The sequence below is a fragment of the Hyunsoonleella flava genome, from assembly GCF_004310325.1.
In the GTDB taxonomy this organism is placed as follows: Bacteria; Bacteroidota; Bacteroidia; order Flavobacteriales; family Flavobacteriaceae; genus Jejuia; species Jejuia flava.
This window is the reverse complement of the sequence record NZ_SIRT01000003.1, coordinates 219,929-242,992: the sequence shown is the minus strand read 5'-3', so window position 1 is coordinate 242,992 and position 23,064 is coordinate 219,929. Positions and strand designations below refer to the sequence as shown.

At 33.4% G+C, this 23,064-nt stretch carries 13 protein-coding genes and 2 pseudogenes; 14 read left to right on the top strand and 1 reads right to left on the bottom strand.

The genetic code is table 11. From position 1 onward, the window contains the following. Positions 1–538: 538 nt before the first annotated feature. The 6 genes from EYD45_RS06220 to bshC all read left to right on the top strand — a co-directional run bounded on the left by EYD45_RS06220 (position 539) and on the right by bshC (position 11,889). The gene (locus EYD45_RS06220; RefSeq protein ID WP_130963631.1) at positions 539–1,183 is read left to right on the top strand and encodes a hypothetical protein; all 645 of its coding nucleotides are present in this window, start codon (positions 539–541) and stop codon (positions 1,181–1,183) included. 83 nt (positions 1,184–1,266) lie between these two features. Next, a complete protein-coding gene (locus EYD45_RS06215) occupies positions 1,267–1,800 on the top strand; it encodes a T9SS type A sorting domain-containing protein (RefSeq protein WP_130963629.1) in 534 nt (177 codons plus the stop codon). 23 nt (positions 1,801–1,823) lie between these two features. Further along, positions 1,824–4,082: a peptidase G2 autoproteolytic cleavage domain-containing protein gene (locus EYD45_RS06210; protein ID WP_130963627.1), complete on the top strand. Its 2,259-nt coding sequence runs from the start codon at positions 1,824–1,826 to the stop codon at positions 4,080–4,082. Between the two features lie 24 nt (positions 4,083–4,106). Then, positions 4,107–9,512, top strand: coding sequence for a T9SS type A sorting domain-containing protein (locus EYD45_RS06205; RefSeq protein WP_130963626.1), 5,406 nt, complete (start codon positions 4,107–4,109; stop codon positions 9,510–9,512). After that, positions 9,509–10,216, top strand: a complete 708-nt coding sequence (locus EYD45_RS06200) for a hypothetical protein (RefSeq protein ID WP_130963624.1) — start codon at positions 9,509–9,511, stop codon at positions 10,214–10,216. Before EYD45_RS06205 ends, EYD45_RS06200 begins: the two co-directional genes overlap by 4 nt. 71 nt (positions 10,217–10,287) lie before the next feature. Further along, positions 10,288–11,889, top strand: a complete 1,602-nt coding sequence (bshC, locus tag EYD45_RS06195; RefSeq protein WP_130963622.1) for a bacillithiol biosynthesis cysteine-adding enzyme BshC — start codon at positions 10,288–10,290, stop codon at positions 11,887–11,889. Here the strand turns inward: bshC and EYD45_RS06190 are convergent. Then, entirely contained in the window at positions 11,886–13,754 is a 1,869-nt protein-coding gene (locus EYD45_RS06190) for a tetratricopeptide repeat protein (RefSeq protein ID WP_130963620.1), read from the bottom strand. The two genes, bshC and EYD45_RS06190, sit on opposite strands and share 4 nt — an antisense overlap. A 133-nt stretch (positions 13,755–13,887) precedes the next feature. On the opposite strand from EYD45_RS06190, the gene EYD45_RS06185 reads away from it, so the two are divergent. From EYD45_RS06185 to EYD45_RS06150, 8 genes and pseudogenes are all read left to right on the top strand, one after another. After that, entirely contained in the window at positions 13,888–15,258 is a 1,371-nt protein-coding gene (locus tag EYD45_RS06185; protein WP_130963618.1) for a pyridoxal phosphate-dependent decarboxylase family protein, read from the top strand. A 102-nt stretch (positions 15,259–15,360) separates the two neighbouring features. Then, positions 15,361–16,896 carry a glutamine-hydrolyzing GMP synthase gene (guaA, locus tag EYD45_RS06180; RefSeq protein WP_130963616.1) on the top strand — a complete coding sequence of 512 codons (1,536 nt, stop codon included), beginning with the start codon at positions 15,361–15,363 and terminating at the stop codon, positions 16,894–16,896. 371 nt (positions 16,897–17,267) lie between these two features. After that, positions 17,268–19,202: a PBP1 and LysM peptidoglycan-binding domain-containing protein gene (locus tag EYD45_RS06175; RefSeq protein WP_130963614.1), complete on the top strand. Its 1,935-nt coding sequence runs from the start codon at positions 17,268–17,270 to the stop codon at positions 19,200–19,202. A 40-nt stretch (positions 19,203–19,242) separates the two neighbouring features. Then, entirely contained in the window at positions 19,243–19,785 is a 543-nt protein-coding gene (locus EYD45_RS06170; RefSeq protein ID WP_233702544.1) for a DUF922 domain-containing protein, read from the top strand. A gap of 1 nt (position 19,786) precedes the next feature. Next, on the top strand, positions 19,787–20,014 hold the full coding sequence (locus EYD45_RS06165) for a DUF3820 family protein (RefSeq protein WP_130963612.1): 228 nt from the start codon (positions 19,787–19,789) through the stop codon (positions 20,012–20,014). A 313-nt stretch (positions 20,015–20,327) separates the two neighbouring features. After that, positions 20,328–20,600, top strand: a pseudogene (locus tag EYD45_RS17105) (DUF4331 family protein); the annotation flags it as partial. A gap of 33 nt (positions 20,601–20,633) precedes the next feature. Then, positions 20,634–21,563: pseudogene (locus tag EYD45_RS16930) on the top strand (DUF4331 family protein). Positions 21,564–21,637: 74 nt separating this feature from the next. Then, positions 21,638–22,939 (top strand): tetratricopeptide repeat protein, encoded by a 1,302-nt coding sequence (locus EYD45_RS06150; protein WP_233702542.1) that lies wholly within the window; start codon positions 21,638–21,640, stop codon positions 22,937–22,939. The last annotated feature ends 125 nt before the right edge of the window (positions 22,940–23,064 follow it).

Sequence of the window (23,064 nt, the reverse complement as noted above, 5' to 3'; positions counted from 1 at the left end):
AATGGCTTTTAACACAAAAATTAACTTTTAAATATTCGAAATCTTCATCAGTAATTATTTTCATGACTGATAGGATTACGTTTATTTCTCTTTTTGGCAATTCTGATACATTTAATAGCAGGGTTTAGTAAAGGTGGTTTGTGTTTAATACCCTTAATTCTCAATAAAAATGTCTCCCACAGTGACTTGTGCTAAAGTTTGAGAATCTTGAATTTTTTCAGGATTTGAAATGATCTTGTCATCACTTTTTTTTCTCAACAATAACCAAGTTCATATGTGAATTGCATGTTTTTGAATGGACAAAAGGTGGACATAAGCGGTTTTATTTTTTTTATCCTGTCTATATGTATACCTTGGAGTAATCTAACTTAAATATATATGCTAACCTTTAATATCATTACGTTTATAAAGTTTTTACTGTATTGCTTTTTTTTCTTTCTGTCTAGATTGTTATTAGAAAGGACAGGACATTTAGAACATCTATATCTTCAAATTTCTAAGACCAGTTTTCAATCAAGCACCTTTTAATAGTCTCAATATGAAAAAGTCACTACTTTTTTTAATTCTAGTTTGCTTTGGGTTGCACTGTAATAGTCAACAATTATATATGGAGTATGGTTCTACTATTTCTTCATTCGATTATGAGAATTCCCGAGGACAGCGCTTAAATAATCTTCTGTCTCAATCAAAATCATATTTTGGGATGGGATATCGGCACACGCTTAATAAGGCGGAAACTATATTTTTAAGAGGGGGATTAACTTATAATAACTACGGTGCAATTGGAAGTGAAAGTAGTGTAGACAATTACTTTGAATGGGATGTAAGCTATTTAGGAATTAAAGGCGGAACGGATATAAAAGTATTTCAATATAACGACTTTAGGTTTTTTGCAAACGGTTCAGTGGGTTATGAGTTTTTGGTAAGAGGTACTCAAACTATTAATAATGATGTCTTCAATTTAGTGGGGGAACCAGAGTTCAACAACAATATTTTATTTCTTAGGGCGGGAATAAGCATGCAATATCCTATTTCTAGTGGTACGGCAATTGTTGCTGGCTATAATTATGGAAGCTCAATATTGATAAATAGTGGGATTAGCGCTGAAAAACTAAAGTTGAATGCACACCAATTTGGAATAGGATTTATAATTAATTTACCAACATGTTATTGCGATTTTTAAGGTAGACAAACAATGGACACACTAGCATATATGGATTAGTTACTCTAGTTTAGAGTATCATAAAAGTAACACCAGTTATAAATATGAAAAGAAAATTGATAAAAAATACTGCGCTTTTATTTTTAATGATTTGGATAGTGCCTGCATTACATGGACAATCCGGAACAAAAGATAAAGTGTACAAAATAATACGCTCCAATGTTGGAGTTGGAGGTTCTAGTAAGACATTTCAAACCTCAAAAGGAACGTATGTTGTAAGCCAAAGTATTGGTCAATCAAGTGTTATAGGGACGTCAATAAATAATGGCTATTATTTGAGACAAGGGTTTCAGCAACCGCACGAACGTATTAAAGTTACTAAAAGCACCTACAGTAGTTTGAGGGCCATAGTGTATCCAAATCCTTTTGATTACAACATTCAAATTTCATTTAACGAAAGTATTTCTAAAGATATCAACATTGAAGTATATAATGTTTTAGGAAAACTAGTCTATTCTAAGAGTTTTTCACCTTCAAGAAAAATACAAATAAATCTCGAAAACTTGTCTTCGGGGTCATATACATTGAAAGCTATTTCAAACGGAAAATTATTCAATTCAAAACTCATAAAAATATAGTACCAATTTAAAACCCAACTGTTATGAAACGCATAATTACCCTAATTTTATTTTTATTTATTGCTACAGGAGTCTTTGCACAAACTGATGGTATAACGTATCAAGCGGTTATTATTGGACCTGATGCTCTAGAATTACCAGGAGTAGATTCTCCAGACAACTACCTGCCTACTACAGATATTGCTATTAAATTCTCGATTATAGCTCCAGGTAGTGGTGTAGTAGAGTTTACAGAAATACAAAATACAACCACAGATGAATTTGGTAGAATAAACTTAATTATTGGTGCAGAAAATCATGATGACTTTGAGAAGATTGATTGGAATGGAGACCCAAAATCCTTAAAAGTTGAAGTAGACTTTAATAACGGTGATGGTTTTGTGGATATGAGTGTTGAAAAATTAACTTACGTGCCTTATGTAGCTCACAGAGATATAACGGCTACCGGTACTTTAGAGGTTGATGATGATACGTTTTTAAATAGAGAATTAACAGTTAACGGACCAACTACTATAAATAGCACGCTTAATATAGCAGATGGAAATCCTGCAAATTTAACCGGAGATTTAAATGTGGATGGTGAAACCAACTTAAACAATACGTTTAATGTTACAGGACAAAGCGCATCTAATTTATCAGGAGCTTTAAATGTTGGAGACCCTTTGATAGGGCCACCAGATGGCGACCCAAATGCACCAACAACTTTAAATGGCTCTTTAACTGTTGTAGGAGAATCCACCTTTACTGGTTTGGTTGCTGATGATTTAACCATCAATGAGTCTACCTTGTTAAAAGGAAGTGTAGAGGTTGATTCAGATTCACAAATAAGATTGTTTTCTAATGTGCATACAGATGCTATTGCATATAGAGAAACTATAGATGATGAAGATGATTTTGCAGACCAAAAACAGCAAGTAGATGGTGTTGATCCTGGACTTAATATAGCAAATTACCCAGTACTAGTAGAAGGGAGTTCACAAGGTATAGCTATAAAAGTCAATCAATATAGCAGGAACGGAAATAATTTCGTGTCTTTTTGGGATAATAGTAATACAATGAAGGGTAGAATTGAGGGTGAGATTGACGGAGAATTTGCTAATAATGCAGATTATATATTTGACCAAGGTTCTTTAGAATATGATATTTATGATGCTTGGGTAGATTATTCTTTTGCTGTTTTGGATGGTGCAAAAGCTGGTTGGGATTTAGGAGCCGCTCTTGCAGATGTTAGACCATGCGCTGGTCTTGGTGCTTGTGTAACAAGTCCTGGTTGGGGTGTTGTGGCATACGCTGCAGCAGTTGTAGTAGTAGAGGCTGGGAAAATTGTTACATCAAGTATTGCAGTTGGAAAAGCAAATGACTACAAAAATTTATATGATAATAATAAAATCAGGTATCAAGGTGTTACTTATGCATCTGGAGCGGGAGATTATGCAGAATATTTACAAAGAGCTAACTCAAATGAAAAAATGACGTTTGGCGATATAGTTGGAGTAAAAGGTGGCAAAATATCAAAAAATACAGCAGATTCAGAGCGAATGATGGTTATCTCTTTAAAACCCATAGTTTTAGGAAATATGCCTGTAAAAAATTATGAAAGTAATTATGAAAAAGTAGCATTTATGGGACAAGTTCCTGTAAAAGTTTTCGGTAAAGTTAATATTGGGGATTATATAATACCTAGTGGGAAAAATGATGGCATTGGTGTAGCAATTGCACCTTCTTTAATAACCACTAAAGATGTAAAGAAAATTGTTGGTATAGCTTGGGAAAGTAGCAATAATATTACTGGTTTTAATGTTGTTAATACTGCTGTAGGTTTAAATACAAATGATAATAATCCAATAATAGAAAATTTAGAAACTAAGGTTAATAAACAAGAACTACAGATAGAACAGCTAAAAAGCCAAATCTCAGATATTTTAAGTATAGTTAAAGAATTAAAGCAAAATAAAATTAAAGCATCATTAATTGCATCTGATGATACAGATGAAAATACAGAATTTAAAGCAGTAAATGATGAACGAAAATATGATGTTGTGGATACAGATCATGGTGAAATAATATATTTTAAAGTGGAACGTAAGGATTTTGATTACGGATTCGAACTTGCCGAGAAAAATCTAAGAGAAGATGGTTATGATATTGATAATGACGTTTTCTGGAACAAGGTGAAAACTGAACCTGATTTTAAAAATAAATTAATAGATAAATTGATGCAACGTTTTGATAAGCAGATGCATTATCATAAACAAATTGATAAGAAAAAAAGACATAAATAACATCTAGGATAAACCAGTAGAATTATGAAAAATTATATTCTAGTTTCTATGGTAATGCTATTTGTGTCTCTGTGCGCAACTGCACAAACTACAGCAATTCCTGATATAAACTTTGAGAAGTATCTAGAAACCCATGATGCAAACGGTGGTATTGTAGATGTCGGTGACGATACAAGTATGGGAGATGGGATAGAAGGGAATGGAATAGTTTTTACTGATAGAATAGATACTGTAACTTCTCTTATTGTTAACGACCTTGATATTTTAAACTTAAATGGAATAGAGGATTTCATTGCTCTGGAAACCTTAATCTGCAATGAAAATAATTTATCTACAATAGATGTTTCTAATAATTCTAATTTAATAACCCTATTGTGTAGTTCAAATCAGCTGACAGATATAGATATTAGTGCAAATACTAATTTGAAAGAAATAGATTGTTCTAGTAATCAAATTTCATTACTGAATGTTACCAATAATACGTTATTAGAAAGTGTTAATTGTTCAAACAACCGAATTGAGGATGTTGATGTAAGCCAAAATATAGATTTAGTTTCTTTGTCAATTTCAAATAACAGGGTAAACGGATTAAATATTGGAAATAATACAAAATTAGAAAGTTTGTATTGTGCATCAAATCAAATAGTGACATTAGATGTTTCATCTCATACATATTTAAAAATATTAGATGTCTCAAATAATGCACTTTTAAACTTAGATTTAAGCACTATAAATTCGGTAAATTGTCCAAATCCGCAAACCGACCCAGTTACCGCTTGCCAAGGGTCATCTTCAATTAATGTTTCAAACAATCAATTAACATCTTTAATTGTAGCTAATGGTTTTAACGATTTAATCACAACCTTCACTTCTGAAGGTAATCCAGATTTGTTTTGTATTCAAGTTGATACAGGTTTTGCGCCAAACGCTACTTGGACAAAGGATGATTGGACGTATTATGGAGAAACTGCTTGTGCTAATATTTATACTTATGTGCCCGACGACAATTTTGAACAGGCGCTAATAAATCTGGGATTAGATGATGTACTAGATAATCTGGTGTTAACGGCCAGTATTAATGGAATTGAAAACCTTGATGTATCAAATTCTAATATTGAAAGTCTTGAAGGTATTGAAGATTTTGGAGCACTCCAAACACTGAATATTAGTGATAACGTTATTGAGTTTTTGGATATTTCGAATAATACATTATTGACAAATTTTGATGTTTCAAGAAACAGTTTAGTCAATATTGATTTGAGTAATCAAGCAGTTTTAACTATTTTAAATGTTGCGAATAACGATTTAGAAGAATTAGATTTAAGTGTTAATCTTTCTCTTGAAAATTTAAACTGTTCAAATAATACTCTTCAATCTCTAGATTTAAGTGCTAATGTAGATCTCACAGATTTCGATTGTGCTTTTAACACTTTACAAGCTCTAAATATCCAAAATGGACAAAATGTAAACCTTTCTAATTTTGATGCCACGAACAACCCAGACTTGTCTTGTATTCAGGCAGATACTAACACAATACCTGGTGGTGTAAATTGGGCTATTGGAACAGCATCTTTATATTCAAATTGTGGAACCTATGTGCCAGATAACGGTTTTGAGCAAGCCATTATTGATGCTGGTTTTGATGTTGGACCACTTGATAATTATGTGCCAACAGCAAATATTGAAAACGAAACTAATTTAGATGTTAGTAACTACAACATTGTTGATTTAACAGGTATTCAAGATTTTACCGACTTACAAACGTTTAATTGTTCTAACAATAATATTGTAGAATTAAACCTAACCGAAAACACAGCATTAACAAGTATAACATGTAATAACAATGATTTGGAGTTTGTTGATATTAGAAATGGTAATAATGCAAATACCACCGTATTTAATGCCACAAACAACCCCAATTTATTTTGTATAAATATAGATGCTGCTGTAATCGCAAATATTCCTGCAGGCTGGATGATTGATCCTATTGCTAGTTATAATGACGACTGTGAAAACAATAGATACACAGCAATTCCTGATGACAATTTTGAACAAGCCTTAATTGATTTAGGTTTAGATAATGGACCTTTAGATAATCAGGTGTTGACTTCAAATATAGAATACTTAACATCGTTAAATGTAAGTGGAGAAAATATTGAAAGTCTTGAAGGTATTAAAGCCTTTTTATCGCTAATAGAGCTAGATTGTAGCAATAACTATTTAGATGAGCTGGATGTTAGTGGAATGGTAAATTTAGAAGAGTTGTTCTGTGGATCAAACTATTTTTTAACAAATAACCCAGCCAATGTAAATGGTCTACTAAATACAACTGGAACAACTAACTTAACCAAATTATTCTGTTCGGATAATAGTTTGTCAGACATAGATGTTTCTATAAATGCTAATTTGGAAATATTGGATTGTTCTAATAACGAGATTGTTACTTTAGATATTAGTGGCAATAATAGTTTAATTGAAGTTAATTGTGATAATAATCAAATTTCAAACTTTGTAAGTTATGCGGTTGATAATTCTACACTTACCAATTTAAGCTGTAATAATAATGAACTCTCAACTTTACTGGTAAACAGATGTTTGGCATTACGTAATCTAAATTGTAGAACTAATGTTTTGACATTACTTGATATCAGCGCAAACGCAGTTTTAGAAGTTTTAGATTTTTCCGATAACGAATTAGCAGATCTAAATTTATCAGCAAATACTAATTTGATAGCACTTTCCGGTTCTCAAAATGAATTAACTGAAATAGACGATTTATCTTCAATAGTATTAGAAACCTTAATTTTAGATAACAACCAGATTAATCAATTGAGTGCAGTACTAAATGGTTTGGTATCTATTAAGTACTTATCTGTGAGTAACAATCAACTTACCGATTTAGATGTAAATACTAATATTAATTTGATTGAATTAAACGCAAGTAATAATGATATCACAAACTTACAACTGCCTACCAATTTAAATCAATTAAAAACGTTTAATTGTAGCGATAATGAAATCTCAGGGGGTTTCGATTTGTCTAACATTGGAACAGGTACATGTCCTGCGCAAAACGAGGATAATCCCTTAGATTTTTGTCCAGATACCATCACCATAAATGTGTCTGGTAATCAATTGGATTTTGTTAATATTCAAAATGGAATAAATAGTGAAATATCTAGTTTTAGTGCAACTGAAAATCCAAATTTAACTTGTATTCAAGTTGATGATGTGAACACTATTGGAGCCAATTGGATTAAGGATGCAACAGCAGAATATAGTATAGATTGTCGCTTTGGTGAAACCTACGTGCCTGATGATAATTTTGAGCAGGCTTTAATTAACTTAGGTTATGATGTTGGTCCTTTGGATGATTACGTTCCAACAGTGAATATTCAAGTTATAGCAACTTTAGACATAAGTGGAAATAGTATTTCAGATTTAACTGGGATTGAAGATTTTGAAGCATTACAAAATTTTAATTGTTCCAATAATGCGATAAATACCATTGATGTGAGTAACAATGTTAATTTAATCGACATTGATTGTTCCAATAATACTTTGGAAAGTCTAGACTTAACAAATAATTTAGGTGTTACTTCAGTAAATATTGCAAACAATAGTTTTCTGGAATTTGATGTAAGTTTAATTTCACTATTAGAAGTTTTTAATTGTGATGGTAATACTATTGTTGAGTTAGATTTTTCAACTAATACAGCGCTTACAAACTTAAGTTGTGTTTCAAATGAGTTGGAAGTTTTAAATCTTCAAAACGGAGCAAATACAAGTCTTACAAACCTAAATGCTCAAGGCAATCCTAATTTATCTTGTATACAAACTGATAATGGTGCTGAACCTTCAGGAGTAACTTGGTTGAAAGACGCTACAGCAGCTTATGCTATTGATTGTCATTTTGGAGAAACTTATGTACCAGATGACAACTTTGAACAAGCCTTAATTGATTTTGGTTTAGATACTGCACCTTTAGACGATTATGTGCCTACAATAAACATTCAAAATAGAACATCTTTGGATATTGCTGATAAAGAAATTTCAGATTTAACTGGTATTGAAGATTTTGAAAATCTCGTAAATCTAAATTTTGGAAGCAATACAATAGCTGCGGTTGATTTGAGTAATAATGCATTGTTAGAAAGTATTGACGCTTCGGGAAATGACCTATCAGATTTAGATATATCAAATTTAATTGAATTAAGAGTTTTAGATATTTCTGAAAATAATTTTACCCAGCTTGATTTCGGTAATAATTTAGGCTTAACAAATCTAAATATTTCAGAAAACGACTTTTCAACCCTAGATGTAAGCTTACTGTTGGATATAGAGGGGCTTAATTGTGCATCAAATCAGTTAACGGAATTAGATGTTACATTAAATTCAAATTTACTTGAGCTTATCTGTTCGTCTAATTTGTTTTTTCAAGACAAGTTAAATATTCAGAATGGTGCAAATCAATTTTTAACAGTATTTAATGCTTCTGATAATCCAGACTTAAGCTGTATTTTGGTTGATAATCCTGTTGCAGTTATTTCTAATGTTGATGGTACTTATGATGATTGGTTTAAAGACCCTACTGCGACTTACCAAACAGTTTGTGATGATGCGGATAATGATGGTGTAGCTAATGAAGACGATTTATGTCCAGGAACTCCATTTGGTGAAGCTGTTGATTTATTTGGTTGTACATATTCTCCATTACCAGAAGATAACTTTACTATTTTGATTACGGGGGAAACTTGTTTGAATAATAATGATGGAAAGATAAATATTATTACCAAAGAGTTTTATGAATATAAAGCACATTTGGTTGGCGACGATTTTGATAGAGAATATACGTTTACAAAAGAGATAGATATTCTTAATCTGCTTGCAGGAACATACAGATTGTGTATAACTTCAGATGAAATACCCAATTTTCAACGTTGTTTTGATATTATTATCAATCATCCAGAAAACTTAGATGTAATTACTGGAAAACGCAAAAACGGGAAGGAAATTACAGTAAATATGTCTGGGAGTTCTAGTTATAATATTGACTTTAATGGCTTAAAGTTTACTACTTCAGAATCTCAATTGACGTTACAACTAGAACATGGAAAAAATACCATAAAAATTTCTACGGATTTACCTTGTCAGGGTGAGCACGAAGAGATTATTTTGTTATCAAATAATATGTTTGTACATCCAAACCCATTTCAAAACGAACTCAATTTGTATTTAGGTGAAATGGACAGTGCGAATGTTCAAGTAAGTGTATACTCTTCCATTGGACAAATGGTATTTTTAAAAGAATTTGATGTAAAAGATAAAAGGAGCATCAGTATAAATACAACCTATTTTAATACTGGTTTGTATACGGTATTTATACAATCAAATAATTCTGTTTCTAACTTTAAAATTGTTAAGAAATGAAAAGATTAATTTACATATTTAGTTTGTGTTTTTTGATGTTTGCCTGCAGTAGCCCTTCAACTGTAGAACCAGATCCAGATACTTTAGATCCCGAAGAACCTAGTCAAATAGAAAGGTTAACAGTAAGTTTGCAGTTTCCTCATAAAGATGGTCTGTGTAATATAGGAGCGGACATTACTCCAACAGAGAGTACTGTGGTTTTTGAATGGGAAGCAAGTGAAATTGCCGAAAGCTATAGCATTTTTGTTACAAATTTAGTTGATGGATCTACCATTGAAGATGAAACTACTGAAGATAAAATTGGTATAGTACTCAATAGAGCAACACCTTATTCTTGGTATGTTATTTCTAAACGTGGTGCCGTGATTGCTGAAAGTGAAACCTGGAAGTTTTATAATTCTGGTCCAGGCGTGCAAACTTATGCACCTTTTCCAGCAACAATTAATTCCCCTGATATGGCAGCATCGGTTAATGCTGGAAATGTTAATTTAAGATGGACAGGAAGTGATGTTGATAACGATATAGCTAGTTATGATGTTTATCTAGGCACCAATAACAATCCAGATATTCATGCAACCGATGTTACAGCTAGTGAGTTAAATGTATCCGTTACTTCTGGTGCAATTTATTATTGGAAAATTGTCACTAAAGATGCAGCAGGAAATACTTCAGAGTCTGGCGTATTCCAATTTAGGGTACTCTAGTTAAGTCTTAACTTAAATTTTAGATTTTAGAAAATGGAATAACTGTATATTTACATGTTTTTAATTGAAATATGCAGCAAGACTACCTTCCCTTTAGAGAAACAGGTTATTTTTCAAAGTTAATTTGTGATTATTTAGATCAAAATTCTGATTTAAAACCATTTTACAATCAGTTTCCTGCTATTGAAAATTTTAAAGCTCAAATTGAAGAGAAAAATTTGTCTGTTCAAGGGCGGTCGAGGACTGTTTTAATTGAAGCCTTAAAAAACCAATATAAAACCCTTCAAACATCAAGCTTAACAATTCAACATATTGAAAGTTTAAATTCAGAAGATACATTTACCATTACAACAGGGCATCAACTCAATTTGTTTACGGGCCCACTTTACTTTCTGTACAAAATAGTTTCAGTTATAAACCTTTCAAAAGAATTAAAGGAAAAATATCCGGAGTACAATTTTGTTCCAGTTTATTGGATGGCGACAGAAGATCATGATTTTGACGAGATAAACTATTTCAATTTTAAAGGAAAGAAATTTCAATGGAACAGAGATGCCAGTGGAGCTGTAGGAGCCTTATCGACTGATGGATTAGATGAGGTTTTGGAGTTGTTTTCTCAAGATTTAGGAACCAGTAAAAATGCTGAATCCTTAAAGCTGCTTTTTGAAAATGCCTATTTGAAGCATGATAATTTAGCCGATGCTACCCGTTTTTTGGCTAATGCATTATTTAAGGAATATGGATTGGTAATTGTTGATGCCAATGATGAAGATTTAAAACGTTTGTTTATACCTTATGTTGAAAAAGAACTTGTTAATCAAGTAGCGTTTAAACATGTTTCTTCAACAAATGATGCCTTGGAAAACGTTGACGAATCCTATAAAATACAGGTAAATCCAAGAGAAATAAATCTGTTTTATCTAAATGAAAATTTAAGAGAGCGTATTGTTTTTGAAGATGATATTTATAAAGTATTAAATACGGATATCATTTGGAGCGAGAGTGAAATACTAAAACATCTCAATGAGAAACCAGAAAGGTTTTCACCAAATGTAATTATGCGTCCATTGTATCAGGAGGTTATACTACCCAATCTCTGTTACATTGGCGGTGGCGGTGAATTGGCCTACTGGATCCAGTTAAAATCTTATTTTGATGCTGTAGATGTAACGTTTCCTATGCTGTTGCTTCGAAATTCAGTATTAATTAAAACTGAAAAACAAACAAGAAAGCTAAATAAATTAAATATTTCGAATGAAGATATTTTCTTGAAACGCCATTCATTCATTAATAAAAAAGTTCGAGAAATTTCTAATATCGATTTAAGTTTTACATCTCAAAAGGAGCATTTAAAAGCGCAATTTGAAAATCTGTATAAACTTGCAGAACAAACGGATAAGTCTTTTATTGGAGCGGTAAAAGCACAAGAGAAGAAACAACTAAAAGGTCTTGACATATTAGAGAAACGGTTACTAAAGGCGCAAAAGAAAGCCCTGTCAGATCAGGTGTTTAGAATGACAGAGCTTCAAAATGAGTTGTTCCCAAACGGCAGCTTGCAAGAACGCAGCGCTAACTTCTCTGAGTTTTACTTGGAATATGGAGATGATCTGATTTCACAATTAATTAAAAATTTAGAACCTTTAAAAATTGAATTTGCGGTTTTAACTCTTTAAAGATTCAGCACCAAATCTTGCAAAGAGTCCTCAGTTGTAATTCCTAATTTCTTACGTAAACGATAACGAGCTTTTTTTATGCCTTCATGCGAAATATTTAAAATATTTGCAATCTCTTTTGAAGACAGATTCATCTTTAACAGTGCCATAAGTCGCAACTCATTTGGAGTAACATCGGGAAATTTCTGTTTTACTTTGCTATTGAAACCAGTATGTACCTGCTCAAAATACCTGCTAAAGTTTTCCCAGTTATTATCATCCTTTAAATCAAAATTAATGGTTCTAATGAGTTGATTGTATCCTTTTTGAGAGTTTTCGGAAGCTTTGAAGTTTTTGGCTTGCTGTTTCAGGTTTTCTAAAACTTCGTTCTTTTTTGCTAAATGTAGTGCATGGGTTGTTAATTCTTTCTTTTTAAAATCCAATTCAAGGTTTAACTTTTCTTTTTCAGTTTTACTTCGTTTTAGTTTTTGTCTTAAGGCGTAAAACCCAATTAATGCTAATAATAAACCAAACCCCAATAAGATGATATACAGTGTATTGATTTCTCCTTTTTTTTCCAATAAATCGATTTCTGTTTCTTGCAAGGCAATTTGTTGTTCTTTTTTTTCGGTCTCGTAAATTGTTTTAAGTTCTTCAATTTGCTGTGTTTTTGTAATTGAATATAAGCTGTCATTAACTTCTTGATATGCATTGAGGTATACTATAGCTTCTTTATAATTTTTTTGCGCTTGTAATATTGTAGCGCGGTAAGGATAAAAACGTTTTAAATAAGCCAGAGCGTCGTTGGGTTTAGCAAGTGCTATGGCGCCATCACTATATTTTAAAGCAGTTGCGTAGTTTTTATTTTCATATGCAATTTTAGATAATCCATGAAGCGCATTGGATAAATTAAGTTTATAATTTTCTTCCTCAGCAATGGTTTTAACTTCTTGAAAATATGCTTCGGCTTTAGCATAGTTTTCATTTTCCATTTCTAATTCTGCTAGACCAGTTATAGCATAAGAAAGCGCAAATTTATCTTCAAATTCGTTAGCGTATTTGATAGCTAAAGCGTAATGTTTTTCAGCGCTAAAATAATCATCTAATTTTTTATAAGAAGATCCTAAAGAGGTGTTAACGTAGGTAAGTGACCATTCCTGATGTTCTTTCTCATAAATCTCGGCGGCTTGTTTGTAATATTTTATTGCCTCTTCATAATTTTTTTGAGTAGATTGAATAATACCTATTTGCTCTAGAGCTCCAGCCCTTCTAGAATCTTTTGCCTTTTCAAAATATTCTAAAGCTTTAAGTGCTTCTTTCAAAGCTATTTTGTAGTTGCCTTTTTCTGCATATCGAATAGATAAAGCATCATGATGCGATCCAAGAAATTTAATCTTAGAGGGATCGTCATCGTCTTCAGTTTCTTCAATTAATTTTAAATTGTCTTTTGTAATAGCAATGGCTTCATCTAAGTCACCCGATGTTTCTTTAACAATAGAAGTGGCATGATTAATAAATATTAACCCTCTTGTATATGAAATGTCTTGAAAGTTTCTTTTTGCAATGGCATAATAATGTAAAGCAGAATCATTTTCACTTTTGTTTAAATAATAATCTCCTATTTGCATGTTGCATGCAGCAATACCGAATTTATGATTAATTCTATTTGAGATTTCAATGCCTTTTAAAGCATAAGCTTTGGCCTCATCGGGTTTTGAATATTTAAGGTTTTTGTTAAGATTTATTAGGATATTAACTTTTATGGAGTCGCCTGTTTTTATGTGTTCAAGTTCATACTTTAAACTGTCTATAAGTGCCTTGTTTTGAGCTTGAAACAGGTAAATTGGAATAAGCAATAAAAGAATAGTGCTAACAAACTTTTTCATCTCAGCAGAAATTAATTTTTCCTAAAAATACCCATTTTTTATGATTCCAATTAATTGAGTCATTTTGTCAAGAATTTTAGTTAGAAATACTCTGGTTAATACTAAATTTGAGGAGTAAATTAAATAGCTAAAGATGCATAAAATTGATATAGATCTGGTAGAAATGACAATGGATGTTATGAAATATACTATTGATAGGGTTTCTGCTACTAAAATTAAAATGGGGAAACCAAAGAAGGCTGCAGAATTAAAAAAGCTAGCGGGTAAAACCATTACTTCAGGTGGTATAGGTGGTGAAAAAGCTTTTAAAATATGGAGAAAACACCTATCTAAGGCAACCGTACCCATAGATCATCCAAGACATTTGGCCTTTGTGCCTGCATCTCCTACAAGAGCCGCAGTTATTTTTGATTTGGTAACATCGGCATCCAGCATCCATGGCGCCTATTGGATGGAGGGTGCCGGAGGCATATTTTGCGAAAACGAAGCCATGTCTTGGATTGTATCTCTTACAGGTTTACCAAAAGGTGCCTTTGGTGTATTTACCAGTGGTGGTACTGCCGCAAACCTTTCCGCAATTATTACAGCTAGAGAACATTGGAGGGAAAATGATGCTTTTAAGAGCGAAAAAGGATTAATAATCACTTCCATTGGTGCACATTCTTCAATAAAAGCTATGGCTAAGGTTGCTGATGTTGATATTTTATTAGTTGATACTGAAGATATTTTAAAAGGTAGTGCTCTAGTAGAATGTATAAAAGGTCTAACGGAGCATCAACGTAAAAGGTTGTTTGCCGTGGTGGCGACCGGCGGTACTACAAATGCGGGAATTATTGACGATTTAGATGGTATTGCTAAAGTTTGTAATGAAGAAAATCTTTGGTTTCATGTAGATGCAGCCTATGGAGGAGGAGCTTTAGTTGCAGATTCTGTAAGATATCAATTCAACGGAATTGAAAAGGCAGATAGTATAACAATAGATCCTCATAAATGGATGTTTTCTCCTTATGATTGTGGTGCAGTTATTTACAAAGAACCAGAGTTGGCTAAAGCCGCACATGCACAAGAAGGTTCTTATCTGGAAATCTTTAAAGATGAAGGAGCGCACGGTTTTAATCCTTCTGATTATCAAATACAGTTAACACGACGCGTTAGAGGCTTACCCTTATGGTTTTCACTAGCTACACACGGTACAGATAAATATAAAGAAGCTGTAGAACGTGGCATTGAGTTAGCACAAATAGCCGGTAAGATGATTGAAAGTATGCCTCATGTTGAATTGGTAAGAACTCCTAGTTTATCTTGCGTACTTTATAGAAGATTAGGTTGGAACCCCGAAGATTATAGGCATTGGACGTACGAAAACCAAAAAAAGGGATTTGCTTTGGTGACACCCACAAAATGGAAAACGGGAACGACTTTCGAAACGGTCTCTAGGTTTTGTTTCATCAATCCAGATACAACAGAAGAGGATATAAAAGCTATTTTGGAGTCCATGAAGTAAGTGTATTTTTAAAGTTTTTGATATGTAATAACCCGTTAATAACCTCCTTAAAAAAAACAGAAAACCTAAATTGTAATTCTAAAATCATTATTATTTTTGCGCATGCAACATGATAAGGTACTCATTTTAGACTTCGGAAGCCAATACACACAACTTATAGGGCGTAGAGTTAGGGAACTCAACATATATTCCGAAATTCATCCATTTAATAAAATTCCGAAAAATATAGACGATTACAAGGCTGTGATTTTGTCCGGAAGTCCAAATTCTGTAAGAGGAAAGCAGGCACTACATCCTGACCTGTCAGAAATTAGGGGTAAAAAACCAGTACTGGCCGTATGCTATGGTGCGCAGTATTTAGCACATTTTTCTGGTGGTGAAGTGGCGCCCTCAAGTACAAGGGAATATGGTAGGGCAAACCTATCGTTTATAAAAGGCAATGAACCCTTTTTGGCTCATATCCATACTGGAAGTCAGGTTTGGATGAGTCATTCCGATACCATAAAAAAACTACCAGAACATGGTGTTTTAATAGCTAGTACCCATGATGTAGAAAATGCGGCGTATAGAATAGATGGGGAAGAAACCTATGCCATTCAGTTTCACCCAGAAGTTTACCATACCACCGGTGGTAAGCAGTTGTTAGAAAACTTTTTAGTAAGTATTGCTGGTTTGCATCAGGATTGGACACCACAATCTTTTGTGGAGGAAACGGTGGAAGCCATTCAAGAAAAGGTAGGCAATGATAAAGTGGTTTTAGGGCTGTCAGGTGGTGTAGATTCTACCGTTGCAGCTGTACTTTTAAATAAAGCCATTGGCAAAAACCTATATTGTATTTTTGTAAATAACGGTTTACTACGCAAGAATGAATTTCAAAATGTATTGAATCAATACGAAGGTATGGGACTCAATGTAAAAGGTGTTGATGCTTCGGATAGATTTTTATCCGCTTTAAAAGGTATTGAAGACCCTGAGAAAAAGCGAAAAGCAATTGGTAATGCCTTTATTGAAGTATTTGATGATGAAGCGCATAAAATAGAAGACGTAACTTGGTTGGCACAAGGCACTATATATCCAGATGTGATTGAAAGTGTTTCGGCCACTGGAGGACCTTCAGCAACTATAAAAAGTCATCATAATGTTGGTGGATTACCAGATTTTATGAAATTGAAAATTGTAGAACCTCTTAAAGCCATTTTTAAGGATGAAGTAAGACGTGTAGGAGCAACTTTAGGTATTGATCCTGAATTGTTAGGGCGTCATCCATTTCCTGGCCCAGGTTTAGGAATTCGTATTTTAGGCGATATTACGGCCGAAAAGGTGCGTATGCTTCAAGAAGTAGATTATATTTTTATTAACGGATTGAAAGAATGGGGTTTATATGACAGGGTTTGGCAAGCGGGTGCTATGTTATTGCCTGTAAACAGCGTAGGAGTAATGGGGGATGAGCGCACTTATGAAAAATGTGTAGCGTTAAGAGCAGTTGAAAGTACGGATGGTATGACAGCGGATTGGGTAAACTTGCCTTATGAGTTCCTTCAAAAAACATCAAACGAGATTATTAATAAAGTAAAAGGCGTAAATAGAGTGGTTTATGATATTAGTTCGAAACCACCTGCAACCATAGAATGGGAGTAGGTTACTTTAGTAGGCAGTAGGCGGAAAGTCTGATGTTTTGGTTTATGGATTATTGATTGCTGATAGGCGTGTTAGGGATTGAACGGCATACTTCGACTGCACTCATTCTAGGTGTTTGAAATCCCCGATCCCGATAGCTATCGGGAGAGGTATTGAGTAGTGAAATAGTTTTATTCACGATTTCATAAATTTGAAATAGCAATCAATGAGTAAAGCCCGACCCTTAGTGAACCTGCCTGCCGGCAGGCAGGCGCCCAAATAAAAATTTGGCACATTATGTGTAATATTAATTAAAAGTTTTAATCTTTTTACGCAATAAATAACGTATATAAATCATTTAATATAGGCTTAGCTATTAAACAAACGATACAATGCATAGATTTTTCTTAGTCCTAATTGTCGCATTATTTTTTGGAATAACTTCTGTAAATGCGCAAAACTACAGTACACATCAGGTTAAAAAAGGAGAAACTATTGAGGAGATAGCCAAACGCTATTATGTTACGCCTTTCGATATTTATGGCTTGAATCCTGATGCTAAAAAGGGACTTAAGCCCAATACCATTTTAATTATTCCAATTTCAAAAGCTAAAAAACCAAAGGTTACTGAAGTTAAAGAGTTACAAGGTTTTAAAAAGCACAAAACTAAGCGTAAGGAAACGCTTTATAGTATTTCGCAGAAGTATGGTGTTGCCATCGAGGACATAAAAAAGTATAATACCTCGCTTTATGCCAATAACTTAAGAAAAGGACAAAAGCTTCAAATACCAGTATTTAAAATTAGAAAGGTTGAGGAAGAGGTAGAGGCAAACAAAACTTACATTGTACAGCCCAAAGAGGGAAAATGGCGTATTGCGTATAAGTTTGGAATCACGATTACCGAATTGGAGGCATTAAATCCGAATATGGGAGAGGTGCTCCAAGAAGGACAACAAATTTATGTACCAAATATTGATAATGAGGAAGAAAAAGAGGTTGATGAAAAATACAGCTATTATAAGGTTTTACCCAAGGAAGGCTTTTATAGGCTTAAGATAAAACTGGATTTAGAAAAGGAAGAGCTAGAGCAACTTAACCCTGGATTAGCAGAAAGTGGCTTAAAAGCAGGTATGATTCTTAAAATTCCCTTTTCTGAATCAAAAGGTATTACTGCGGAAAATATAGAATCTACTAATTTGGTAAGCTTAATAAACAATTATGAAACCAAGCACATTGCGTTAATGCTGCCGTTTCGATTGAATCGTGTGGAATTTGATTCTATTTCTGAAACCAAAAGAAGTATTGAAAAAGATCCGTATTTAGATGCATCCCTAGACTTTTATTCTGGGGTTTTGATGGCATTGGATTCTTTGAAGAAACTAGGGATTTCGATAAAATTGGATGTGTATGATACTAAGTATCAACCAACTGCTGTTTCCAGGATTTTGGCTGATAATGATTTTGAAAATGTTAACGCAGTCATTGGCCCTTTAACTACCAAAAATTTTGATATTGTTGCTGGTGAACTAAGAAAATACAATGTTCCTGTGGTATCTCCAATTGGTACAAAAATAAAACTTCACGACAATGTATTTCAAACGAGACCTTCAGATGATTTATTGAAAGAAAAAGTAATTAATTATGTGAAGCACGACAGTATTCCCAAAAATATTGTGATATTGGCAGATTCTAAGAATATGCCTATCGCCAATGAATTGAAAAGGGAGTTCAATGCTGCCACCATCGTGTATTCTAGAAAGAATAAAGAAGGAAAGGACGAATATTTTGTAACGAAAGAAGATATTGAAGCTGCGCTAAAACCGGGTATGAATGTGGTGTTTTTAGAAACTCAAAATGAGAGTTTTATCTCTGGAGCCACAAGTATTTTGGCCGCTTTAAACTTGAAGGAAGATCCAGAAAAACCAGAATTGGAAAAATCGGAAATTATATTAACTACTACTAAGTTTAATGGTGCTTTTGAAGGGGATGAGGTAAACAATACCCATCTTTCAAAGCTGCATTTTACTTTTGCTACATCTTCAAAAAGTTACAGCGGGGATGATAAGAATGCATTTGTTAAAAGCTATAAGAAAGCCTATAACATTACTCCCGGAAGACGTGCTGTTAAAGGATTTGATTTGACCATGGACGTTGTACTTAGAATGGCCAGTTCTGAGGATTTATTCATGTCGGTTAACAGTGCGTCTTTAACATCTTATGTGGAAAACAAGTTTGCCTACAAAAAGAAACTGTTTGGTGGGTATTATAATGACGCTGTTTATCTAGTAAGGTATAATGATCTCAAGATTGTTGAGCTAGCGCAATAACCCGGTGTTATTTGGCGTTTTGCTATAAACGTTTATCTCAGTGCATAAAATTGTTTTAGTAATGTGTTTGTTGTTGTTTGTTCAAACTAACGATGAGCCCGTGATGTCTTGGCAAGAAGCGTATCGCTTAACATGGAATGATTTTAAAGCGAAACCAAAGTATAGCTCCAGTGCTGTTGCAACTGCCGCCTCAGGGATTACTTTTGGTTTTTCAATCCGTGAAAGTGATGACCGCGTGATAAGTTTTACTACCGAAGTACATGCTCATTTTTATCCAGAACAGTCGTGGTATAAACCTGAAAGAGCAGATAATCATGTATTGGGTCATGAACAATTACATTTTGATATTACTGAATTATTTGCCCGAAAGTTCAGAAAGCGCATAAGCCTTTTAAAAACTACAAACGATGTTGCTAAACGGTTAAGGGCCATACATAGAAATATTAATAAAGAACTTGCTGAGTTTCAAAATCAATATGATACAGAGACTGATTTCTCCAGAGATATTGAAATGCAGTTGCAATGGGAGTTGTTTATTAAAAAGGAATTGAAAAAATTAGACTATTTTAAGTCAGCAGATTAAAATGCTACCCGATAAACAATTTTTAATAGACCTGGCACACACCAAAATGCCTTATGGCAAATATAAGGACCGCTATCTGATTGATTTACCAGAATACTATGTGGTATGGTACCATGGAAAAGGTTTTCCAAAAGGAAAATTGGGCGATATGCTTACCCAAGTGTATGAGCTGAAAATTAATGGTTTGGAAGGTTTGGTGCGAGAGATTAAGGAGCGTTACCCCAAGTGAAATTTAGGTTAGGTTTTATAGTTTTCGGTTTTTTTCAAATAATATTTCTGCTAGTCAATACTAAATTTCACATTAGGTATTTCAGCATAACAAATCATTAAGCTAATTAATTTATAACTTGATTTATCGAGTAAAACAACATGAGTTGGTAACCTTGTATTGGTGGCTACAACGATCTTCAAATTTCAATTTACATCAACCCCGTGGTTTGCTATTAAACTCTTTTAACAAAATTTTAACAAAACCACTGTTTTTATTTTTCCGTAGGTATTGCTGAGAGTCAAAAAATAACAATAACAAAAATCTCAAAATCATGAAAAATTTAAAAACAATTTTAGGCGTTGGAATTTTAGCAATAGCTAGTTTCTTCGTAATTGCTGCAGATCATATAGATGCACCTGCAGTAGCTGGCGGTACTAGCGATGTAACCGATTTTTACGCTTTCCAAGGCGAAAACACAAATAATTTGGTATTTGTGGCCAACGTACAAGGCTTAATTAGTCCTGCTAACACCTCTAGCGCTTCATTTAGTGAAAATGTACTGGTAGAGTTTAATATTGATAATACTGGAGACAATGTTGAGGATTTAGTAATTCAAGCTATTCCAAGAGACGGTAAGATGTACTTCTTTGGTCCAGTAGTTCCATCGCAAACAGGGTTAAATAGTGTGATACAAACCAATGCAACTGCAGGTGGTGTGGTAGATATTACCGCGTACGGTGCCAATGCTACCATAGCAACTAACAATGGTATGAGCTTTTTTGCTGGCCCAAGAGACGATCCGTTCTTTATGGATTTTGCCCAATATTCTGCAATAATTGGCGGAACTGCTACAGGTTTTAACGACCCAGGAGCTGATACGTTTGCGGGTACTAACGTGATGTCTATTGTAGTAGAAGTGCCAAAATCTATGATTGGTGGTTCTGGAACCATAAACACTTGGGTAGAAACCAAGACAAAATAAACTCAATATTAATCTATTAAGATATAAATCATGAAAAAATTTAAAATATATACACTAGTAATAGCAATTTCGTTTTTAGGATTTAATTGTTCTAATAATGATGACGATGTAATGATACCACAAGGGCCAGACTTTTCTGGAACGTACTCACAAGAAGATCAAATGGGAAGACCAGCAGTAAATACTGTTTTTGTGTCATCATCAAGCAAGGATATGTTCAATACAACCATTCCTTCTCAACAAAATGCTGCGTTTCAGAGTATGTTTGAGACGAATTTAACAGCCTTAAGTCCTGCATATGCAAACCCTGGCGATATGAATGCCTTAATGTTGGACGCACCCACATTCACAGGATTGTTGGCAACCGATGTATTAAATGTTTCTCTAGACGGTAAAACAACATTTTTTGATGGGACTAATGTACTAACAGGTCGTTCTTTGGCAGACGACGTAATTACCGTAGAACTGTTATTGATTTTTGGTGGTGAAGATTTCTCAGAAAATCCAACACTTTCTGATGATAACGTAGATGCTAATGACAAAGCTTTTTTAACCTCATTTCCTTACTTAGCCTCACCATGGTAAACGGAACTCTCCCCGAGTATGTGGGTTAAACCATACTCGGGTTTTAATGTAACACTAACAAAAAACACAACACAATGAAATCTATATACCTATTAACAAGCATAGCTCTACTATTAATGGCAACAGGTTGTAAAAATAATGCTGAAACCCCAAGCATAGTAACTAATGTAGAGGATTACAACCATTTTTTGAAAACAGAAAAAAACGAGATTTTGGATGCTGCACAGCAGGATTATAATTTTTGGGAAAAAAAGCTAGAAAAAGAACCAAATCAGTTTCCTTATTTGGCAAAGGCTGCAGCATCTCAATCTCTCATGTTTAATGAAACAGGAAAAATTACATATTTAATTGAAGCTAAAAGGCATCTTGCTAGGGCCAATAAAGCGACCAATTATAAAAATTCTGGTTATTTACGCACTTTGGCAAGAAACTACATATCTCAACACAAGTTTAAAGATGCTTTAGAATTATTGAAAATCGCTGAAACCAATGGGGATAAATTAAAATCTACCCAAAAGATGCTTTTTGATGTGCATTTGGAATTGGGCAATACAAAAGAGGTAAAACTATATCTAACTAAAATTGAAAACTATAAGGATTTTGATTTTTTAATCCGATTGTCCAAATGGAGCGATCATGAAGGTAAGCTAGACGATGCTATTTTATATTTATCAAAAGCAACAGAGAAAGCTGAGGTATCTAAGAACAAGGCTTTAATGCAGTGGTCTTACACCAACTTAGCAGATTATTATGGGCATGCTGGAAAAATTCAGAAATCATACGAGTATTATTTAAAGGCTTTAGAATTAGACCCAAACGATGCTTATGCTAAAAAAGGCATTGCTTGGATAGTATATTCCCATGAAAAGAATGCAGATGAAGCTCTAAGGATTTTAAATGCAGTAACACGAAATTACAATGCACCTGATTATCATTTATTGAAGGCTGAAATAGCTGAATATAAAGGTGATGAAACACTTAAAGCATCAGAATTACAGAGGTATAAAGAGGTTGTTAAAAATAGTTTATACGGGGATATGTATAACAAATACAATGTCATGTTATTTGCTGAAAATCCTGCGCAAACTGCTGAAGCTTTAAAAATAGCCAATGAAGAAATTAAAAATAGACCAACTGCTCAATCTTATGATTTATTAGCGTGGACATATTATAACCAAGGTGATGTTGATGATGCATTAGAAGTAATGAAAAACCATGTAGTTGGCAAAACGTTTGAGCCAGAAGCTATGTATCATTTAGCCGAAGTTTATAAAGCTAATGGTAAGATAGCAGAAGCACAACAGCTTAAGGAAGAATTATTGGAAAGCGCTTTTGAACTTGGACCAATAATGACTCAAAACATCATGAAAATATAGAAGTTTTAAGGGTGAACCAATATTTTTTAATTAGTTAATTTGATGTTGTTAAAACCTAAATAGTGGTTGTTTTTAGGTTTTTTGTTAGATGAAAGTCTTCAGCGATTTAAGTATTGTTGGGGGCT